We start from the raw sequence: 19,968 nt of genomic DNA, 5'->3' as shown, positions 1-19,968 counted from the left end.
CCTCATGCTATTCTGTCGCCGGGTTGAGAGAGATCATCGGCCTGTATAAGTCTCACACCATTGTTAGTAAGCGCCCCCAGGACAAGGACTTCCGACTTGAAATTTGCGACCTGTTTTGGCGGAAAATTGACAACAGCGATGACCCTCATACCAATGAGGTTTTGCTTAGGATAATTGGTTATCTGTGCTGAGGAATTTTTGTATCCTATATCGTCTCCAAAGAAGATGCGCAGCTTGTAGGCCGGCTTTCTAGCCTCAGGAAAATCCTGGACATCCATTATTATACCGACGCGCATATCAACTTTTGAAAAAGTTTCATAGTCTATCCTTGGTTTGATCTCCATCATCAACACCTCCAAATCCGTTCAGCAGCAATATTGTCTCAATGGATATAATACTGCATCTGAGCTCCTCAGATCCGCACATTAGATGAAGGAATGATGGAGTCAGCTATCCCTTGCTCTAGCTTCGGAGCTTCCTGATTCAACGACACTTAGCTAATACCTTCATGGATCAGGCATCCCGCCAGAGGTATATTCACAGGAGTGAATTCGGATCGCACCGATCCTACTCAAGCATCGTACACTTGGTTATCGTGGATGATACGGAAAAATATGGGAGGACAATTTATAATTCATAGCATTGGAGGAAGTCCGTGTATCTCCTGTCCGAAGAAGGAGAATTACTGCTTCCCCCAATCCCTAACCTCTCTTTAAATATTTATCATCATCTATGGATGCACACATGGAAGGCGCTGATTGACAGCAAGTATTGTTCTCAAGCATCTTTCAGATCTTTAAAATGTCAGATATAAATCATTCTGGCAGATGTGTATTTCTTACATGCATTCTAAATTAAAATATATAAGGTTTAAACTTCAGACGGCTCGGTCACGGTACTTGTGTCTAGATGTCAGCGTCTATTCAACGCCAATCCCACCTGCCGGTTCCATGCAATTGTTTCACGAACAGCTTGATCACAGACCGTATATTCTGAAAACATAGTTCTTCAGCGTGTCAAGGAAGGCCATCCAGACGAATGCGAATGCCAGGGCCATCAGTATGGAATACACTGGTATTTTGCTAACGAGGATACCCAGCGCGGATATCAGGCCGATTCCAATTATATCCCCAAGTATTGAGATCATCAGATATCGTGAAGGCTTTGAGTGCCAGAAGCGTCCCCTTTCTCTGACCATGAAAACATTGAACAGACCGCTGAATACCAGCATATCAAATATCAGCGTATGTATCATGTTTTTTGAGAAATGAAGATACAGACCGGTGTAGAGAATTATAAAACCCTCAACTACGAGAAGGGCCGCTATAAGACCGGACGTGACAACCATGGCCTTTACATTCCATTTTTCCGGTTTATTTGAATATCTAACGTTATCTGTCGCAATCGACATGGTTACAAAATCGTTGGCGAATAGGAGCAGTATTATATCAAATGGAGTGGTGACGAAGAAATGCACAGCGAAGAATGATGCTGTCAGAAACACCACAACCTGTATAGTTTTCACGATCTTGTTAAGCGTGTACGTCAGCATCCTCTGGAATATCCTCCTTCCCTCTCTGACTGCCTCGACTATGTCAGAAATACCTTCATGCGTGAGTACTATGCTTGCTGAAGCCTTTGCTATATCCGTAGCGTTGCTGACTGCTATACCCACCTCCGCCTGCCTCAACGCAGGAGCATCATTTACACCGTCGCCGGTCATTCCAGTTATATGACCTTCTTCCTGCAGAGATTTTACTATTTTGAACTTATCCTCTGGAAAGACCTCTGCATATATGGCGCATTCGTCCGAAAATTTGCCATCGGTATGGATATTGCAAGCCTTTCCCTCAATGCCAACCTGTTTCCCAATTTCTTCAGCGATGGGTGCATTGTCGCCTGTTACCATCTTAACTGAGATGCCTAGATCCTTTAGATCCGATATAAGCTGCTTTGAGTCATCACGTGGCGGATCGTAAAGCGGTATCAAACCAGCGAGGTGCATCTTATCCTCCCCAGCACCAACAGCTATGACTCTGTAACCACGCTTTGCAAGATTCACGACGTCATCCATTATATCATCGTATTTCATGCTGCACAGCTGGCTTATGATCTGTGGTGCACCCTTGGCAACCTTCATCGTCTTTCCATTTATCCTGATGACCGCTTCGGTTCGCTTTGTAGATGGGTCAAATGGCGTGTATGCTGTTCTGATTGAAAAATCAGGCATCATGTTCCTGGACCTTGCATATTCCAGTATGGCCTTATCTATAGGGTCGTCGCTCTGAACTTCAGAGGCAAATGCAGCATACATGATGAGATCCTTTTCATCTGCATTGAGAGCTATTGGGTCCGCAACCGTAAGATGATTCTTCGTTATGGTCCCCGTCTTATCAGAACAGAGAACATCCATGGATGCAGCATCCTCTATTGCGCTCAGTCTGGTAACTATCGCGCCCTTTTTAGAAATGTCGAGAGCCCCGTAAGCCATGGCTATCGTGAATGTTGCGGGAAGTGCCACGGGAATTGAGGCTATCAGAAGCACGAGGATGAATGGGATTATATTCTGTATCGGTATATGAATAAAGTAAGAGTATACGGCGGTTATCAGGACAAGGATCACATCCAGTATTATCAGATCCCTGACTATGCCAAATATGAGTGATTCTATGTGTGATTTTGTTCCTGCAGATTGTATAAGATCGGTGGTCTTTCCAAAGTAGGTTGAAGATCCAGTTTTAACCACCACGGCCAAAGCTTCTCCACGTTTGACTATAGATCCTGAGTATGCAGTATCTCCCCTATCCTTTGAAACCGCTACACTTTCTCCCGTCAGTGCAGATTGATCAATTTCGAGACTGCCAGATATTATGACTGAATCAGCTGGTACCACGTCGCCCAGCCTTATGTCTATAACATCTCCCGGCACCAGGAACCTGGCCTCGATTTGCTTCCAGTTGCTTGATCTGACAACTCTTGCCTTGACCCTTAGCTTCTGTTTGAGGAGCTCCACGGCATTTTCGGCTTTTGATTCCTGAAAAAATCCTACGAATGCATTGAAAACAAGGAGAAACAAAATTATGTAAGTATCAAGATATTTACCAAGTAAGGCTGTTATGACTATGGTGGCTTCCAGCATCCATGGAACGGGTGCCCAGAATTTTTTGAGAAATTTGATGGCTCTGTTTTCCTTCTTTTCCTGTATCTCATTGTAACCGTACTGATCGATCCTTTTCTGTGCTTCCTCTTCTGTTAGGCCAGATTGGCTTGTCTCAAGTTCTTTCAGGATCTTATCCACATCGGCCTTTTCATCACCCATATCCTCATAATATCATCACTCTATTTATAGGGAAGTCAGATTTTTGTATAGGATGATTATGCCCAGAGAAAAGGTCATATAGCCTTTGCCATGCAGTTCTACGGAAGTGAGCTACTCCTCCGCTGAAGCATCGGATCTTCCTTTTATCGAAGAGACCTCTGCCTGTACGGATATATTCCGTACAAGCCCGAAGTGGCGATCTCCACAGGCGTGTATTCGGACTGCACCTATCCTACTTAGGTATAATTCTATTGGGGAAGTCCGTGTATCTCATGTCTGAAGAGGAGTTTTACTGCTTCCCTCAAACTCCTAACTTTTCTATAATTACGGAAAATAGACGCCTCATGGAGAGGTCATCCTAATGCTGAGCACGGAAAGTTCTAACATCTTGGGACCAAAGAAACGGTCATCCCGGATCAAACATAATATATTTAACGGCGATCAAATACTGGGTTATGAAATTCCGTGTTGAAATAAGGTATAAGGAAGGTGTTGAAGATCCAGAAGCTGTTACCATACTCAAGAATTTCAATATACTCGGATACAAGGGAATAAAGGATATTAAGACATCAAAGGTTTACTACATTGAGGCAACTGATGAGTCAGAGGTTTATGAAGTGACGAAGAAGATACTGGCAAATCCAGTCATACATACATATAGCATAGGTGTGGTCGACGGGTCAATTGCTTAAATTGTCAAAAAGTTAATAACATAAATTTTTAACATAAATTTCAATATAACGCATAAAAAAGAAATACTTCTCTATATTACAGATATGTTGCTAGCACAAAAACAGAGAAGCATAGACGATCTATCGGTATTTGTCAAAAAATCTGTCTCTCCGAAGTACTTCGTAATTCCATTGATAGTCATAGGTTTAATTGACTATTATTTTATAAAAAGCGTTGTAATAACATTGCTGATAGTACCAGGCACTTTCTTCATATCCATTCTTCTAGATCTGCTTTTCACAAAATTGACTAAGATTGTGTTTCCATTGAGGAGAAGTATATATCTTAATTTTGTCTCGCTTGTCATATGGAACGTTTTCTTCTGGATCCTCTTAATTTCACACGCCTTCAGTTCCTATGATGCATCACTTCTACTTGCAATATCTTCAACCACATTGTTCAGATTCTTGATATTCTACGTTTTTTATCCAGCAGACGGGATCAGAGATCTGGTACCATCTATGAATTATGTTTATTCAGCATTGATCATATTCCTCATATTGTTCAGATCACAGTATATCCTTATTGTGCCGTTCATCATATCCTCGTTGATTTATGCGGTCGCGGCATATTTCCTTGTTAAGAGGTCGACATCAAAATTTGTGAAGAAATACAGATCGTCCCCATCAAAGATCCTCGAATTTTTCCTGAATTCAGGTAAGCGTCTTGAATCTAATATCTCAGTTAAGCATTTCTTTGACAGAATATACAGCCATGAGCGAAAGATCCCTGTCAAGCTTATAGAGATAAGAAGAAGAGATGGAACCATAAAGGTGAGCATGATCTTTCCTTATATACACCCAGGCCCATTTGGAACCCTTGGCAGCAGTAACCTTCCTGAACGTCTGAGCATGAGGCTTCCAGAGCTGAACGATCTGATGGTGTTTCATACCACAACTAGCAACGATAATAACTGCAGAGGAGATCAGGACATAGACAATATTGCGGAAGCGGTTCGACAAGCCCACAGCAAGCTTGTATTCACTGATAAGATGTCCAGGCCAAGAAAGGTAGTCGCTGGTAAATATGTAATTTTCATAGAGAGATTCGGCAATTTTGCCTTTGGAGCAATAGTCCCTGAAAAAACACCCTTTGACGATGTAGCGCTTGAAGAGGGTCTTAAGATCATTGCGCATATGAAAAAGATCGGTGCTCAGGACTTTACCGTTATAGATGCACAGAACAATTTTACCAAAAAGGCACCCGAGCTTAAGAACTGCTCAACCACCATTAAGGCATTCGAAAGAGAATTCAAAAGGGATGAACCCAAGTATGAAGCCAAGGTGGGATACGCGAGGATTTATGAGGATATACCAGGTCTTGCATCTATGGGTATACAGGCGACTGTCTTTCAGACCGGTGATAGATATGATGCTGTTGTGCTTACCGACTCCAACAATATAACGACTGAACTCATAGAGAAGGTAAGATCCAAGCTTTCTGGCATCGTCGCAGGCGTAGAGATCTATACAACAGATAACCATTATGTGAATGCAAGCGTTCTTGACGTGTTTCCATTGGGTTCAAAGGGCGATCTGGAGAAAATATCAGATCTGATAGTGGAGGCTGTCAAAAGGGCGAAGAATGACGTTGAACCTGTTCTCATAGGCATGGCTACTGAATTTACGACGGTCAAGATGGGCGAAAAGAACAATTTTCAGTCGCTTATATCTACGGTATTTTCGGCAGTACGCACGGCTAAATTCACAGCTATATATACCATACCTACGTCCATAGCCACAACTTTTCTCATATTCAGGTTCATCTAATCACATTCACTGGAAGATGTGAGTCACTCCTCAGCGGGATCTTCGAACTTTCATTTCAGCAAAGATGCGTCCGCCTCTAAGGATATGTTCCGAACAGAGCCAATATCGTGGAGAATACAAAAGGAACATGGAAAGATTGTTTATAGATCCATTCAATGGATAATTCCGCGTATCTCTTGTCTAAAAAGGTTTCTGATGTTTCTATCAAACCTCCAACTTTGGCTATAAGCCCGTATTCCCGGTCATGATATCCTATGGATATGTAGTCCAGTTTATCGATCCATTTTCCCTGGCATGATACAGTTATGTCTCATTCATTTCTTAGAATGACATCGACGATAGAGAAAATCACATTAGCATAAAGTGCATATAAGAACAATAGGGAGTTAATGAAACCTGCAGACATAGATAAGCTCATATCAGACATACGTACAGCGATCTACGCTGAGCAGAGTCATCGGAAGATAATAGAAATCGATCCGGATATATACCGTAGAGTACGTCTGGCATTATCGGATCTGCAGGCTGAAGCTGCCGAATATTTTCAGAAACAGGATATAGAAAATTATCTCACGGTCAACAATAGGATACAGACCATAAAGAGGGACTTCAAAAGTCTTTTTCAGAGGAGATTCGAAAAAATAGTGGCCAAGGCAATATACGATATAGGTGGAGAAACGCTTTCTCCACTCACTGAAGAAGAAAGGGAATTCATAGAAAAGATACACAATATAATTATGGAGGAATTTGAAAGTTTTATTCCAAAGCGTGAAGAAAATAAGGTGGAAAAGGCCCAGACTGTGGTTATCCCGGAAAAAGAGGCTGAGGATTTTGAACGCACAGAGATCGTGAAAGAAGAAGTACGGGAAAAGAAGAGTTCCGAAGAGCCTATCGAGACTCCAACTCCACCGGCCTCTGAGGATAAAAATGAGGAGCAAAGATACGTTCTCGTTATGATAACGGAGGATCTTCCTCCAATAGCCCAGTCAGATAGGAACTATTCGTTGCACAACAACGATCTGGTTCATATCCCATCTGATCTTGCCGCAATACTCATAAAGAGAAAGGTGGCTATCCCTCTTGGAAAAATGGATCAGTGATGATGGCCGTGTTCATGTGTCGCAGCACTGGCAGGTTTTACCCGACCATCCAGTATCATCTTCAGTGCCTCATCTACGGGGATCTCTGGTACGATATATACCTTCATCCTATTTTTGACATAATTGAATCCGGGAGATCCAATTTCGCTTAGCACCAGTACATCCACCCCATGATCCATTGCTGATCGTATCATCTGTATGCCTCTTGCGCCAGACGCTTCAAGCGCCGGATTGGCGTATTTCTCCACAAGCTCAAATTTACCATCGTTTACCTGATAAATCTGTATTTCTTCAGATTCCCCAGGCCCATTCACTTTGTTTCCAGAAACTGCTACAGCGAATTTCATAGATAGGTATGCCACTTACCTATAAAAATTAATCGATATTTCGATATCAATTTTGCATAAATATGTGATCGCTGGGCTATTGCTAGGATATTATAGTCATTCCAGATGTGATCCGCCCTTGAATCGTTGCGTTCTTGATGTCCGATCGGAAAAGTTGATAAAGTGAATTACAATAAGCGTTAGCAAATAACTGTATCGTCAGGTTTAATCCTGATCATATGGAAGATATCTGCTGATTAACTCATAGTAGAGGGTGAATGTATGACAATATTTCAGGGCAAATCCGGAAAGAAACCAACTGGCGGAAGCCTGAAGCAGTCCAGAAAGAAGAGAAGATTTGAACTGGGCAGAGAGCCAACCTTAACGAAGCTTGGCAGCAAGACCGAGCGTAAGGTAGTCAGAACAATGGGCGGTAACAGCAAGGTGATACTGTTCACAGCTGAGACTGCAAATGTATACGATGCATCAGAGAAGAAGATAAAGCGCGTCAAGATAGTAACAGTTAAAGCCAACCCTGCAAACAGCCATTATGTTCAGAGAAACATCATAAACAAGGGTACTGTAATAGCGACAGAGATAGGGGATGCTGTTGTAACCTCAAGGCCGGGCCAGGATGGCGTTGTTAACGCTAAGCTTCTGAAGTGAAATGAGGTGCGCTCTATATCTCCAGTATTTTTCCAGGGATATACCCAGATCCAAGGGAAGGCGGCTTTCCAGGAAGGTTCTCGCTAATTTTTCCGAGGATCGCCTCCGCAAGATACTGGATGAGGCCGGTATATCATACGAAATAAGGGAATGTTACTATCCTAGAATTCCCTGGCAGAAGACAAAAATGTATGTTCTGGAATCAAATTTGAAGAAAACATCTATACTGAAATTGATCGAGAAGAAGCTATAGCGTTTTATCTTATGTTTCTGTTTTTCCTCTTAACCTCATAATACGTCAGGGGATGCTTCATCCATTCCCTGTGGCACAGAGGGTCATCATCCATGTAGCACAGATGATTGGATCGCATTGTTTCGCATTTTGGTGGTGTATACTCCGTTCCAGAGATCTCTCCTGATAGGTGCTTAATCTGATACCTCGTTATATTCTCTTCGAAATCTGGCGCATTCCTGAAGTACTGAACTATCTCATCTTCAGAATACCCAACCTTATGTAAGAAGCTGGCCAGTGCCAGCCTTCCCATATGCGATACATTTATTCCGCTATCAAGATTTTTAATTATCTCCTTCATGCAGGGCGGAAACATATCGATATTTCCCTTGCCCTCCAATAGTCCTCTGTTATGTACTTTCCTATATGCATCGCGTAGCCTTGCTAGGTCATCAGATACTGGTTTAAGTGCATCGGTCGCGGCATTTTCATCTATATCGTCTATCACACTGAACATGAAGGATACAAAAGCCTCTTCCAGGATACGGACAAGAACTTCATTCTGAATATATACGTAACCATTTTTTACAATCTGATTGGAAAGTCTATATCTCGCTCCGGTCACTCTGCTGGCATAGGTTGCAAAGTCATCGATCTGAACTCTGTAGAGATGATCCTTCGTAAGTATGTTGCCCTCAATGGATACATCGATGCTGAGCCTCCTTGCGAACTCTTCCAGATCTTCATTATGCTGCGCATTTGCAAGCTGTCTTTCAACGATATCGCGCGCTCTTATTATGGTTCTTGCTGTCACTATATTTTCATTGAGAGACGCCAGTATCCAGGTCATGAACGCAAGCTCTTCGACCTCAGAGATGTAAGCAGACTTATCTCCACGTATTGCGCCTTCTATGAAGGCCAGCGTGCTTCTCTTTATTGCAGCGTACTCACGGTCTCTTTGGGCATCACCACTAATTGAGGCGGCGGCGATGCCCTCTATTAAATTCCTGTCTAGTATTGTCTTTCTGTCTGGAAATATCATGATACTTCTATGAGGTCATATGTAGGTGCGCTGGTTATCCGCTCATAGCCGTCCTTTGTAACTATTACATCATCCTCTATTCTCACCCCACCGAACTCTGGAACGTATATCCCTGGTTCTACGGTGACGACCATGTTTGCTTTGAGCGGAAAATCCATGCTTGGGGAAAGTGCTGGATGATCATGAACCTCAAGTCCCACTCCATGGCCAAGAGAGTGTATAAATCTTCCCTTGAATTTGGTTGAATCGATAACTTTCCTCGCTGCACCGTCAACGTCCCTTCCGTTCGCTCCATCTTTTATGCTCTTCATTCCAGCCATCTGAGCTTCCTTGACTATATTATACATCTCCACCTGTTCCTGGCTGGCCTTTCCGAACACGACCGTTCTGGTTATATCTGAACAGTATCCCATGTATCTGGCCCCGTAATCCATCAGCACAAAATCCCCCTTTTTGAGTTTGGCCTGACCGGGCGAATAATGTGGCATTGCGGCATTCTTTCCAAATGCCACGATGGTATCAAAGGATGGTCCTGAGGCACCGTTCTTCATCATAAGATAGACTATCTTGGAAGCAACCTCATACTCTGTCATGCCCTCATTGAGGCTGTCTAGAACATCAGGCAGAACCTCACTGCCTATCTTGGCAGCCTCCCTAATCTTGCTCAGCTCCTCAGGTTGCTTTATCTTTCTGGCTTCGAGGATGCTTGCCGATACATCGAGGAATTCCTTATCTGGTACTATCCTGAGCAGCATCTTATAAGATGCAAGTGAGAGTGATGAATAGTTGAGGCCAACGGTATTGACGTCCTTCAAAATCTCTCTCAGTATATTCTGGAATTCAGTGGAGTTCCTGAATATCCTGACATCAAGACCAGTAGCCCTTGCCGCCTGCTCTTCAAGCTGGGATGTAACGATAGTTGTCCCGTTCTTTCCAACTATCAGGGCAGATCCTTCAAAAATCCCATTCGTCGTCTGCGTGACATAGGTGAACGTCGGATCTCTAGCGCTCTCCGAGGCGTTGTATATGAGAACTGTGTCAACCTCTCTGGCGTATTCGAAAATTCTCTTCACATCCATATTGCAAGATTTTACCTGTGGATATAACTCTTTGCAATCAATCATCTTATACAGAGAGAAATCAGTAAATGGGCATTAAATCAGCGTGTATCATGGAAATGAAAATATACTTTATGGAGATATTTACCCCGTAATGGATGAAGTTTCGCTTGAGCAAGGAATAAGACGCCTGACCACTGGAGTCAACTGTATAGATGCAATTCTGAACGGAGGGTTGGAGGGTGGCATAATCACAGAGGTCTTTGGAGAAGGAGGATCCGGTAAGACAAACATATGCATGGTGGCTTCATGCTCGGCACTCAGTCAGGGACTGAAGGTCGTGTATATTGATTCAGAGGGCCTATCGCCAGAGAGATTCCTTGCAGTCTGCCATTCCGATATATCAAGATTCAAACTCTTCAGAGTTTATTCTCTGGACGATCAGGAAGTCGCCATAATGAAGGCTTCAAAGATGGCAGATAAAGATCAGAAGATAGGGCTCATAATTCTCGATTCATTTTCTGAGTTCTTCCGGTTGGAACGTAGCGACGACAGGCAGTCCAGAATAGTGGAATTTCAGAGACAGCTCTCGTTATTGTCATCACTGGCAGCCAAGAGAAACATACCGGTTCTCATAACCAATCAAATATATCAGGATATAGATAATGGAACGCTGCAGCCATTCGGTGGGTTTCTCGTCGATCATGCTATGAAGGCGATTCTCAAGGTTGAAAAGCTGCCCGACGGCCGAAGAAAGATAAGCATAACAAAGCATCGATCCGTGAAGGAGGGTCTATCGGCATTTTTCAGGATTACGGATGGTGGACTGACATGCGAGGTGTGAGGTATGGGAACTGATATATCCGATATAGTTGTTAGTCATGACACATCGCTCAAGGATCAGGCGAACCAGATATTCTCCATAGATACGTACAATATACTTTACCAACTACTCAGCAATGTGAGGCAGTTTGATGGAATGCCTCTTATGGATTCGCATGGCAATGTGACATCGCATCTGTATGGAATTTTTTATCGTACTGTCAATCTCATAGAAAACAAGATCAAGCCGGTATACGTATTTGATGGAAAACCAAGTCCCTTAAAGAACAGAACGCTCAGCGAGAGGCAGTTGATGAAGGAAAAGGCTAAAGTTGAGCTCGAGGAGGCCATAGAGAGGGGCGAAGAAAATCTGAGGCAGTATTACTCTCGCGTAAATTATATAACACCTCAAATAGTCGATGATACGAAGAAGCTTCTTGACTATATGGGAATCCCCTATGTTGATGCGCCATCTGAAGGTGAGGCGCAGGCATCGTACATGACAAAGAAGAACGTTGACGGCGTGATTTCACAGGACTATGACTGTTTGCTGTTCGGCGCGAAGAAGATCCTGAGAAATTTCGCAATCTATGGTAGAAGGAAGGTTCCAAGAAAGAACGTTTACAGGACTATATATCCAGAGTACATACTGCTGGATGAAACGCTCACGGTAAATCAGATCAACCATGATCAGCTTATTGATATAGGTATATTGGTGGGTACGGACTTCAACGAAGGGATAAAGGGCATAGGAGCAAAAAAGGCGCTTGTACTCATAAAGAAGGAGGGGAACATAAAGAATGTATTGAAGCGACTGGGTAAAGAGATCGAGAATCTCGACGAGATCGAGGATTTCTTCAGAAACCCTCCAGTGATCGATGTTGACTTCAAGTTTGGGCAGCTGGATGCAGATGGTGTGGAACGCTTCCTGTGTGATGAACACGATTTTTCGAGGGACAGGATAAGGGATCACCTTGAGACGCTGAAGAAGAATTATCAGGCATCCACACAATCGAAGCTTGATAGCTTCGATTAGCATTATGCTAAATAAATTATATTTTTGCAAATGTTTATATAGGTAAATGACTTATCGATAAGAGGTGTTAAATTGGAAGCAAGTGTAAATTTCACACAGTCTGCTAAGATCAGATCTCTGGTCTTTACATCGCTTGGACATTTCACTAACGACTTCAATATACTTCTTTTCTCAATCCTAATAACATACTACCACTCCGACTTTGGGATAAGCCTCGCTGTTCTTGGCGCAGTAGCCATCATTTACAGTATAATAAGCGGTCTCTTAAGTACTCCGATAGGCAGATATGCAGATAAGACACGCAGATACAGATTTCTGCTGTTATCTGGATTTCTGATACTTGGGATCTCAGTGTACCTTTTTGCGCTGTCATTCGTTTCGGCTAGTTTAGCACTCCCTGTGATGATAGTGGCATCGATTCTCTTTGGATTTGGTCAAGCCTTCTACCATCCACTTGGTAGCTCTGTTCTAAACTTGACCTATGGAAATTCATCTGCCTCGGCTCTGGGCATAAACGGCGCATTTGGAAGCATAGGCAGATCGGCCCTTCCTGTCATACTCGTTCCTTTGATAATTCTCGTTGGTGAAAAATACGCTCTGATCGTGCTTGGCTCGTACATGATAATCGCAGGCGTAATAATCTACAGTGGCCTCTCATTCATAAGAGAGCACGAGATACCGGCAAGCTCAAGATCGGCGAGTTCTTCAAGGAATCGTGACACACTTTCCAGATACTCCAGCGTGCTGGCCATAATCGTTGCGATGGTCTTCATAAGGTCTATGTTTCTCACCGGTACAACTACATACATCTCACAGTTTGTGCTGGATCGTGTCAGATCCGAGACCATGATGAGCATCATCTTGACCATAAGCTTTCTGACGGCCGTAGCAGGGCAACCATATTTCGGGAGATTGACCCAGAAACACGGAGGAAAATTTACTATAGGATTGACCACCGGCCTTTCAACACTTTTCTTCATCTTCTTCATGTTTGCTGGCACTGATCCCGTATTGAACACCATAACTTATGCGCTCTACGTTTTCACAGCCTTTTCAGGTTTTCCAGTTCTTATGGGATACGTCAATCAGATCGTCCCGCGCGAGATCTCAACAACCGCTGGAGGGATGGTATGGGGTATCGGCAACACAGTCGGTGGAGGTATTGGAATAGCCATAATATCCATTCTGCTATATGTCCATACGACTCTGATTGATGCCATGTGGATTATGACCATATTTGGAGCAGTTTCCCTGATCCTATTTCCACTGATACCCAATAAGCGTTCCGCAGCAAGGATGAAAGCATCAACCTCATGAAAACCTTTTTCCCATGTGGGCATCAAATTATTCCTACGAATCAAAAAATATAGCGCACCTAGATCGGAGCGATGGAACGATCAAGATCAGCCAGATGGCGTTCGGACAATGTAATGCGATATTCATTGATTTCGTCTCTTTATTCGCTCGTTCAACACGCTGACGCCTTGATAAGGACAGCCTACTGGATAGGAGATCAAAAGCTCTAGCTGGGGTTGATTCATTTGATAATGTTTATATGACGAAAAAATATATCGAACGGACAGGATGATCTAATGGCAAAGGGATCTGCAAATAATGTTAAGGTTAATCAAGAGTCCGGCAAGAATCAACCGGAAAAAAAGGAAAATAAGGATTTCCAGTACATAGTACGTATAGCAAACAAGGATCTGAACGGTGAGCGTCTTCTGCCACTGGCTCTTTCAGATCTGAAGGGTATAGGGGAAAGACTAGGTTATGTTATAGCGGAACGTTTGGATCTACCAATCGATAAGAAGATTGGAGAACTGAAGGAAGAACAGCTCGAAAAACTCCGTGAGTACGTTGAGGCTAAGGAATATGATCTTCCTGAGTGGCTTCTCAACCACAGAAGGGAGCCCATTACGGGCAAAAATTTCAATCTAGTTTCAACGGATCTTGAGATTCAGGTTCAGGAAGATATAAACCTGATGAAGAAAATAAGATCATACAAAGGAATAAGACACGAAAAAGGTAAAAAGGTCAGGGGCCAGAGGACAAGATCTAACGGTAGAAAAGGTCTCAGTATAGGTGTTGTCAGGAAGAAAGAATGAGGTAGATAAAATGGGAGATCCTAAATTCCATCATAAGAAGTATTCGACTCCTCGCCATCCTTGGGAGAAGGAGAGAATAGATGAGGAGAATAAGATAGTTGTTAAATATGGGCTGAAGAACAAAAAGGAGATATGGAGAAGTGAGGCTCTCCTGTCATCGATCAGATCGCAGGCAAGATATCTTAGAGCCAGGCTAAGAACAAACGATGTCAATGCACAGAAGCAGCTTGAGAGGATGATAAAAAGGCTGAGCAGATACAAGCTTCTGAGCGAGAACGCGAACCTTGATGATGTCCTTTCATTGACCGTGGAGAATATCCTGGACAGACGCCTGCAGACTATAGTTTTCAGAAAGAACCTTGCCATAAGCGTCAGGCAGGCCAGGCAGTTGATAACCCATGGCCATATATCGGTGGCAGGCAGGCGTGTCACTGTCCCCGGAATGCTGGTGGAAGCCAAGGACGAGGATGCAATAACATTCGAAGAGAATTCGCCTCTTGCGAACGAGCTGCATCCCATAAGGCAGGCCCTCCTTGCACCTGCGCAGAGATCTGCTGAGATAAAGGAAACCAGTGAAGAATCCTCTGAGGAAGGTGGTGTAAATGAATAAGACAGGCATTGCTCACATTTATGCATCTCAGAACAACACGATAATACACGTCACAGATCCGACCGGCGCTGAGACCATAGCGATGGTATCCGGTGGGATGGTTGTTAAGAACGATAGGGATCAGGCAAGTCCATATGCTGCAATGAAGGCCGCAGATATGGTCTCTGAGGCTTTGAAAGAGAAGGAGATAACGGATCTGATAATAAAGGTGAGAGCGCCGGGAGGAAACAAATCAAAGATCCCTGGACCTGGTGCACAGGCAGCTATAAGGGCGCTTTCAAGGGCTGGACTTAAGATTGTCCGTATAGAGGAAGTAACTCCTATCCCCCACGATGGGACCAAGAAGAAGGGGGGAAAGAGAGGGAGAAGGGTCTGAATGGACGTAAAAATTTTCAAGTTATCCGATAGATACATAAGATTTGAGATAGATGGCATTACGCCATCCCAGGCCAACGCGCTGCGTCGCACGCTTATAAACGATATACCAAAGCTGGCCATAGAGAATGTCACATTTCATCACGGTGAGATAAGAGATTCGGAAGGGAATGTATACGACTCCTCTCTTCCGCTCTTCGATGAAATGGTTGCACATAGGCTTGGCCTTATACCGCTGAAGACGGATCTAACGCTAAATTTCAGAGATCAGTGCTCCTGCGGTGGTAAGGGCTGCTCTCTATGTACCGTTACCTATTCAATAAATAAGCTTGGGCCATCAACAGTGTTTTCATCCGATCTACAGGCCGTGAGCCATCCGGATCTTGTACCTGTGGATGGTGAGATACCAATAGTTAAACTTGGAGCAAAACAGGCTATACTGATAACCGCGGAAGCAATTCTTGGTACGGCCAAGGATCATGCAAAATGGCAGGTCACATCAGGCGTCTCATACAAGTACCACAGGGAATTTCATGTTTCTAAGAAGGAATTCGATGGCTGGCAGAAGATAAAGGAATCATGCCCCAAATCGGTAATGAGCGAAAACGATGAAGAGATCGTTTTCACCGATGATTTCGGGTGCAATGACCTTAACATTCTATTTGAGTCGGATGGGGTAAACATAAAAGAGGATGACAGCAGATTCATATTCCAGTTTGAGACAGACGGTTCCCTTACAGCCAAGGATACTCTGCTTTATGCTCTTAACCGTCTAAAGGACAGATGGGATATGCTGGTTGAGAGTCTTTCTGAATAAAGATAGAAGGAATGAAGGATCTCAGATTCAGCCTATTTGACATAAAAATACACATTTTTTATTTGGGTTTGCAGGAAGACCCGTCTGAATTGCTATTTTTCCCCAATCCTATTTTCATATTTTTGCCCAAATACCGTTTCTCTGAAAGCAGTCATAAAAGAATTTATATTTCAGGTATTAATTCCGTTATGCTTCCTTCATAGTGATATGGTAAGCGGGTGTGGTGTAGCCTGGTAACACGCGAGCTTGCCAAGCTCGTGCCTCGGGTTCAAATCCCGACATCCGCATCTTTATAATTTCTCAATCTGCATATAACGCTGAACAATCATTCTTCGAGTCTATAAGAGTAAAAAATTACAGAAGTAAATGTGATTGAATATCTCAATAAAATTTTCTTTAAAAGAGAAGTTGGGGTTTTAGGTAAAGCTGTAAATCTCAACCTCTTCGGACATGAGATGCACGGACTTCAGACAATCTGGGGATTCAATGAAAAATGTGCAATACTTATAAGAATGCAATTGACGCAGTTCGAATACATGCTATGGCAATAGCGCCTTCTGGACTATTCGAAATATACACGTACGGGGAGATATCTTTTCACTGAAAGTAATATCCGAAGATTCAGCTGAGGAGTATATTATAAAGTAAGGTCTCATTCTCTCAGGCTAAATTCTCTTTTTTGGTGGAAAAATTTATGTTGATGAAATACTACACCCCTATATATAGAAATGCCTAAATTAGAGATATTCGGATCTGAATGGTTTACTATTACTTTAGGAACCTTTGCGCTTTCAATTTCCATGTACCATCTCAATGCGATATTTGGTTATCATTATCTTCGCTATATTGGTTTGGTTTTTCTATATCTAGGTATAACATTTTTCATAGCAACCATTGTCGTATGGATAGCCAGAACTTTTCTTGATCATAAGGTCATCTGGAATGACTGGAACAGCCTTAACAGGATAAGTTTTACAACGGTTATACCACTTTCAGCCTCGGTATTCAATGTTCTCCTTATATCATATTATGGGTTAAACGAACTGTATCTGAATTTGTATCTTATCAACTATTTCGCAGATTTTACTGCGATTCTTATAATGAGCTTCTTCCTTGGTTACAAACTGTATACAAAGTCTCCTGTGCATACAAACGAGATATCCTATGCTCTGTTGATACCTCCGGTGGCATTATCTTCCAACGCGCTCCTGGGACTATATCTTTTCAGAACGGAATACTTCAGTACCATCATTTTTATGACGGTGATGGGCATAGGTATGGCACTTCTGCTCTTCTTATTCATAGGGATCATGGCATTTGCCTCCTATATACGCGATCTCAAATCAAATGTCACTTCGCCTATGCTTGTACTTCCGGTAGGAGTCTCTAGTATAATAGTGATAAATATCCTTATTCTTGCAACAACCAAATCGATTTTTCAGATAGCTATGTCACAGGCAATGCTGATTTCTGTAATGCTCTGGGCCTTTGAATTATGGAACTTTGTCGTTGCCATGATGATCGGTTTGAAGAAAGTGTTCAGAGAACCTGCAAGCATAAGCATCTGGGGATATACGTTTCCCATAGCCATCTTTTCTATCTCATCCTTTCAACTCGAATCAATATTGATGGAATATCACTACAGCATTGCTGGAGACTTTCTTTACTATGTTGGACTAGCCGCTTCTATAATACTGATCATAGCATGGATTTATGCGATAACGTCAACAGCCATATTCTTAACGCATATGAATAAGATGCACTTAGCATAGGAGTAAGGATCGCATAAAATATATATGAATAATGAATCTCTTAGCTTCGGTCATTATTGAAAGATCATGGATTTGACAAGAATCTGTAAAACTCAGATCTTCAGGAAATAAAGATGCGATTGCCACTAGCGATGAAATCTGATAAAAAATTTTGCATGAGTGATCGGTAGGGCCGGTGCAGAGAAATTCAGGCCTTGGATGCCACATCTAGAATATACCAGCACAGGCAGACATATCCTCGTTAAAAATTAAAATTCGAATATTCAGCCGCGGAATGGTTCCAAATGATACACCCATCGACCTTTTTGATCAATATCTCGACTGTAATAGAACTAATTAATAACTAAACCTTTTATAACGAAAATTAATGTCCTAGTGTGGTGCAGTATAAGTGGATAGCTCTCTCTAATACGAGTATTGGAGTCATGATGGCCTCTGTTAACAGCACAATAATAATGATATCGCTTCCAGCGATCTTCAAGGGTATTGGTATAAATCCATTGACACCACAATCTTTTGCGTATCTTCTATGGATTCTGATGGGCTATAATATAGTCACGGCCACACTGCTCGTCACATTTGGAAGACTGTCTGATATATATGGCAGAGTCCGCCTCTTCAATTATGGTTTTGCCGTTTTCACTGCCGGCTCTATACTTCTATTTCTTACTCCAGGAAAGGGAAACACGGCAGCGATAGAACTCATAGTATTCAGAATAATTCAGGGAATAGGTGCGGCCTTTCTATTCTCCAACAGTACGGCCATATTGACAGATTCATTTCCTTACAATGAGAGAGGTAAGGCACTGGGAATAAATCAAGTTATAGGTTTATCAGGATCCTTCATCGGTTTGATACTTGGAGGTATTCTCGCGATAATAAACTGGCGCTATGTATTCCTTGTCAGCGTACCCATAGGTGCATTCGGTACCGCATGGAGCTTTCTCAAATTGAAGGAGACCGGTAGCCTCAAGCGTGACAGAATAGATGCTGCTGGAAACTCTCTCTTTGCTGCTGCGCTGACACTGATACTCATAGCTATCACCTATGGGCTCATGCCCTATGGAAAAGCATCTACCGGTTGGGGGAGTCCTTATGTGATCGCATCACTGGCCGCAGGTCTAATAATGTTGATGGCTTTCATATTTGTAGAACTTCATGTCTCAAGTCCCATGTTCAATCTCTCGCTTTTTAAGATTAGGGCATTTGCGCTTGGGAATCTGTCGGCGCTTGCCAGCGCCATAGCTAGGGGTGGCGTTATGTTCATGCTTATAATATTTCTCCAGGGTATATGGCTGCCTCTCCATGGATATTCGTATTCGTCCGTCCCATTCTGGGCTGGAATATATATGACACCCATGACTGCGGGGTTTCTTGTTATGGGGCCAGTGAGTGGGGCGCTGTCCGATAGAATGGGGGCACGTGGGCTTGCCACCGCTGGCATGGCTGTGGTTGCTGTGGCATTTGTTCTTCTGGCCTCATTGCCCTTTAATTTCTATTATCCCGAGTTCGCTGCGATAATATTTATGATGGGAATCGGCAACGGCATGTTCGCGGCACCAAACACAAGTTCAATAATGAACTCAGTACAACCAGAAGTTCGTGGCGTCTCAAGTGGCATGAGATCCACCCTGCAGAATGCTGGTATGACCATTTCTATGGGCATCTTTTTCACGATAGTTATAGTGACGCTATCAACTCGATTACCCTCAACGCTTTCCTCAGCACTAAGCAGCGTCGGCGCTGGAATTCTTATACCATACCTTACAAAGTTACCACCGACATCCGCACTTTTCGCAGCCTTTTTGGGCTATGATCCTGTTCGTACGATGCTCAGCTATCTGCCACCTTCCCTAACGGCTAGCATAAGTCCCTCAGCTATAAATGCGATGGAAAGCCGCACATGGTTTCCATATGCTCTCGCACCGGCTCTGATGAACTCACTCTCAGTTTCGTTCTACATAGGGGCTGGACTGTCCGTATTCGCAGCACTTCTTTCTGCATTCCGTGGAAAGCGATATATTAATCCAGAAGCAATGAAACATGCGGTATTTGATGAAGATAAGGCAGAATCAACTAATTCTCAGGCTGGGTTACCATTTGCCCCTGGAAAAAGGACATGACGGTAGTTTGCTCCATTGTCAATTTTTTATTTCCTACTGGAAACACTATTTTATAGTTTCA

19 protein-coding genes and 1 tRNA gene are annotated in these 19,968 nt (G+C 43.0%); 15 read left to right on the top strand and 5 right to left on the bottom strand.

Translation table 11 applies throughout. The features are described from left to right. Positions 1-2 precede the first annotated feature (2 nt). Both DMB44_RS06260 and DMB44_RS06255 read right to left on the bottom strand, forming a co-directional pair. A complete protein-coding gene (locus DMB44_RS06260) occupies positions 3-344 on the bottom strand; it encodes a tRNA-binding protein (RefSeq protein ID WP_110641979.1) in 342 nt (113 codons plus the stop codon). 632 nt (positions 345-976) lie between these two features. Continuing rightward, positions 977-3,319, bottom strand: a complete 2,343-nt coding sequence (locus DMB44_RS06255) for a plasma-membrane proton-efflux P-type ATPase (protein ID WP_110641889.1) — start codon at positions 3,317-3,319, stop codon at positions 977-979. A 455-nt stretch (positions 3,320-3,774) separates the two neighbouring features. On the opposite strand from DMB44_RS06255, the gene purS reads away from it, so the two are divergent. From purS to DMB44_RS06240, 3 genes are all read left to right on the top strand, one after another. Next, positions 3,775-4,011: a phosphoribosylformylglycinamidine synthase subunit PurS gene (gene purS, locus DMB44_RS06250; protein ID WP_110641887.1), complete on the top strand. Its 237-nt coding sequence runs from the start codon at positions 3,775-3,777 to the stop codon at positions 4,009-4,011. An 84-nt stretch (positions 4,012-4,095) separates the two neighbouring features. Further along, positions 4,096-5,820 carry a DUF2070 family protein gene (locus DMB44_RS06245; protein WP_110641885.1) on the top strand — a complete coding sequence of 575 codons (1,725 nt, stop codon included), beginning with the start codon at positions 4,096-4,098 and terminating at the stop codon, positions 5,818-5,820. Between the two features lie 389 nt (positions 5,821-6,209). Beyond that, the gene (locus DMB44_RS06240; RefSeq protein ID WP_110641883.1) at positions 6,210-6,920 is read left to right on the top strand and encodes a hypothetical protein; all 711 of its coding nucleotides are present in this window, start codon (positions 6,210-6,212) and stop codon (positions 6,918-6,920) included. Here DMB44_RS06240 and DMB44_RS06235 read toward each other — a convergent pair. Further along, entirely contained in the window at positions 6,914-7,267 is a 354-nt protein-coding gene (locus DMB44_RS06235; RefSeq protein ID WP_110641881.1) for a NifB/NifX family molybdenum-iron cluster-binding protein, read from the bottom strand. The genes DMB44_RS06240 and DMB44_RS06235 overlap by 7 nt on opposite strands. Before the next feature lie 261 nt (positions 7,268-7,528). Between DMB44_RS06235 and DMB44_RS06230 the strand changes: the two genes are divergently transcribed. After that, positions 7,529-7,912 (top strand): 30S ribosomal protein S8e, encoded by a 384-nt coding sequence (locus tag DMB44_RS06230; RefSeq protein ID WP_110641879.1) that lies wholly within the window; start codon positions 7,529-7,531, stop codon positions 7,910-7,912. Between the two features lies 1 nt (position 7,913). Then, a complete protein-coding gene (locus DMB44_RS06225; RefSeq protein ID WP_110641877.1) occupies positions 7,914-8,165 on the top strand; it encodes a signal recognition particle subunit SRP19/SEC65 family protein in 252 nt (83 codons plus the stop codon). A gap of 4 nt (positions 8,166-8,169) precedes the next feature. On the opposite strand, the gene priL is transcribed toward DMB44_RS06225, so the two are convergent. Both priL and DMB44_RS06215 read right to left on the bottom strand, forming a co-directional pair. Further along, positions 8,170-9,186 carry a DNA primase regulatory subunit PriL gene (gene priL, locus DMB44_RS06220; protein ID WP_110641875.1) on the bottom strand — a complete coding sequence of 339 codons (1,017 nt, stop codon included), beginning with the start codon at positions 9,184-9,186 and terminating at the stop codon, positions 8,170-8,172. Beyond that, a complete protein-coding gene (locus DMB44_RS06215) occupies positions 9,183-10,265 on the bottom strand; it encodes an aminopeptidase P family protein (RefSeq protein WP_110641873.1) in 1,083 nt (360 codons plus the stop codon). The genes priL and DMB44_RS06215 overlap by 4 nt, the downstream gene beginning before the upstream one ends. 133 nt (positions 10,266-10,398) lie before the next feature. Between DMB44_RS06215 and radB the strand changes: the two genes are divergently transcribed. The 10 genes from radB to DMB44_RS06160 all read left to right on the top strand — a co-directional run bounded on the left by radB (position 10,399) and on the right by DMB44_RS06160 (position 19,907). Continuing rightward, complete coding sequence (gene radB, locus DMB44_RS06210) at positions 10,399-11,088, top strand: DNA repair and recombination protein RadB (RefSeq protein WP_110641871.1); 690 nt, start codon at positions 10,399-10,401, stop codon at positions 11,086-11,088. 3 nt (positions 11,089-11,091) lie between these two features. After that, positions 11,092-12,102: a flap endonuclease-1 gene (gene fen, locus DMB44_RS06205; RefSeq protein WP_110641869.1), complete on the top strand. Its 1,011-nt coding sequence runs from the start codon at positions 11,092-11,094 to the stop codon at positions 12,100-12,102. Between the two features lie 72 nt (positions 12,103-12,174). After that, complete coding sequence (locus DMB44_RS06200; RefSeq protein WP_110641867.1) at positions 12,175-13,419, top strand: MFS transporter; 1,245 nt, start codon at positions 12,175-12,177, stop codon at positions 13,417-13,419. A 275-nt stretch (positions 13,420-13,694) separates the two neighbouring features. Next, positions 13,695-14,210, top strand: a complete 516-nt coding sequence (locus DMB44_RS06195) for a 30S ribosomal protein S13 (protein WP_110641865.1) — start codon at positions 13,695-13,697, stop codon at positions 14,208-14,210. 10 nt (positions 14,211-14,220) lie between these two features. Continuing rightward, a complete protein-coding gene (locus tag DMB44_RS06190) occupies positions 14,221-14,820 on the top strand; it encodes a 30S ribosomal protein S4 (protein WP_110641977.1) in 600 nt (199 codons plus the stop codon). Then, a complete protein-coding gene (locus DMB44_RS06185; protein ID WP_048162364.1) occupies positions 14,813-15,196 on the top strand; it encodes a 30S ribosomal protein S11 in 384 nt (127 codons plus the stop codon). The genes DMB44_RS06190 and DMB44_RS06185 overlap by 8 nt, the downstream gene beginning before the upstream one ends. Beyond that, entirely contained in the window at positions 15,197-16,012 is an 816-nt protein-coding gene (locus DMB44_RS06180) for a DNA-directed RNA polymerase subunit D (RefSeq protein ID WP_110641863.1), read from the top strand. Between the two features lie 214 nt (positions 16,013-16,226). Beyond that, positions 16,227-16,299, top strand: a tRNA-Gly gene (locus tag DMB44_RS06175). A 441-nt stretch (positions 16,300-16,740) separates the two neighbouring features. After that, on the top strand, positions 16,741-17,784 hold the full coding sequence (locus tag DMB44_RS06165) for a hypothetical protein (RefSeq protein ID WP_110641859.1): 1,044 nt from the start codon (positions 16,741-16,743) through the stop codon (positions 17,782-17,784). A gap of 377 nt (positions 17,785-18,161) precedes the next feature. Continuing rightward, complete coding sequence (locus DMB44_RS06160; protein ID WP_110641857.1) at positions 18,162-19,907, top strand: MFS transporter; 1,746 nt, start codon at positions 18,162-18,164, stop codon at positions 19,905-19,907. The last annotated feature ends 61 nt before the right edge of the window (positions 19,908-19,968 follow it).

The organism is Thermoplasma sp. Kam2015, from assembly GCF_003205235.1.
Lineage (GTDB): Archaea > Thermoplasmatota > Thermoplasmata > Thermoplasmatales > Thermoplasmataceae > Thermoplasma.
Note: the sequence above shows the minus strand (reverse complement) of the source record. Positions and strands in the feature narration are given on the sequence as shown.

Bases quoted from the DNA above. Each gene is read 5' to 3' on its own strand.
- DMB44_RS06260 (WP_110641979.1), bottom strand. From the start codon at position 344: ATGGAGATCAAACCAAGGATAGACTATGAAACTTTTTCAAAAGTTGAT.
- DMB44_RS06255 (WP_110641889.1), bottom strand. From the start codon at position 3,319: ATGGGTGATGAAAAGGCCGATGTGGATAAGATCCTGAAAGAACTTGAG.
- purS (WP_110641887.1), top strand. From the start codon at position 3,775: ATGAAATTCCGTGTTGAAATAAGGTATAAGGAAGGTGTTGAAGATCCA.
- DMB44_RS06245 (WP_110641885.1), top strand. From the start codon at position 4,096: ATGTTGCTAGCACAAAAACAGAGAAGCATAGACGATCTATCGGTATTT.
- DMB44_RS06240 (WP_110641883.1), top strand. From the start codon at position 6,210: ATGAAACCTGCAGACATAGATAAGCTCATATCAGACATACGTACAGCG.
- DMB44_RS06235 (WP_110641881.1), bottom strand. From the start codon at position 7,267: ATGAAATTCGCTGTAGCAGTTTCTGGAAACAAAGTGAATGGGCCTGGG.
- DMB44_RS06230 (WP_110641879.1), top strand. From the start codon at position 7,529: ATGACAATATTTCAGGGCAAATCCGGAAAGAAACCAACTGGCGGAAGC.
- DMB44_RS06225 (WP_110641877.1), top strand. From the start codon at position 7,914: ATGAGGTGCGCTCTATATCTCCAGTATTTTTCCAGGGATATACCCAGA.
- priL (WP_110641875.1), bottom strand. From the start codon at position 9,186: ATGATATTTCCAGACAGAAAGACAATACTAGACAGGAATTTAATAGAG.
- DMB44_RS06215 (WP_110641873.1), bottom strand. From the start codon at position 10,265: ATGGATGTGAAGAGAATTTTCGAATACGCCAGAGAGGTTGACACAGTT.
- radB (WP_110641871.1), top strand. From the start codon at position 10,399: ATGGATGAAGTTTCGCTTGAGCAAGGAATAAGACGCCTGACCACTGGA.
- fen (WP_110641869.1), top strand. From the start codon at position 11,092: ATGGGAACTGATATATCCGATATAGTTGTTAGTCATGACACATCGCTC.
- DMB44_RS06195 (WP_110641865.1), top strand. From the start codon at position 13,695: ATGGCAAAGGGATCTGCAAATAATGTTAAGGTTAATCAAGAGTCCGGC.
- DMB44_RS06190 (WP_110641977.1), top strand. From the start codon at position 14,221: ATGGGAGATCCTAAATTCCATCATAAGAAGTATTCGACTCCTCGCCAT.
- DMB44_RS06185 (WP_048162364.1), top strand. From the start codon at position 14,813: ATGAATAAGACAGGCATTGCTCACATTTATGCATCTCAGAACAACACG.
- DMB44_RS06180 (WP_110641863.1), top strand. From the start codon at position 15,197: ATGGACGTAAAAATTTTCAAGTTATCCGATAGATACATAAGATTTGAG.
- DMB44_RS06165 (WP_110641859.1), top strand. From the start codon at position 16,741: ATGCCTAAATTAGAGATATTCGGATCTGAATGGTTTACTATTACTTTA.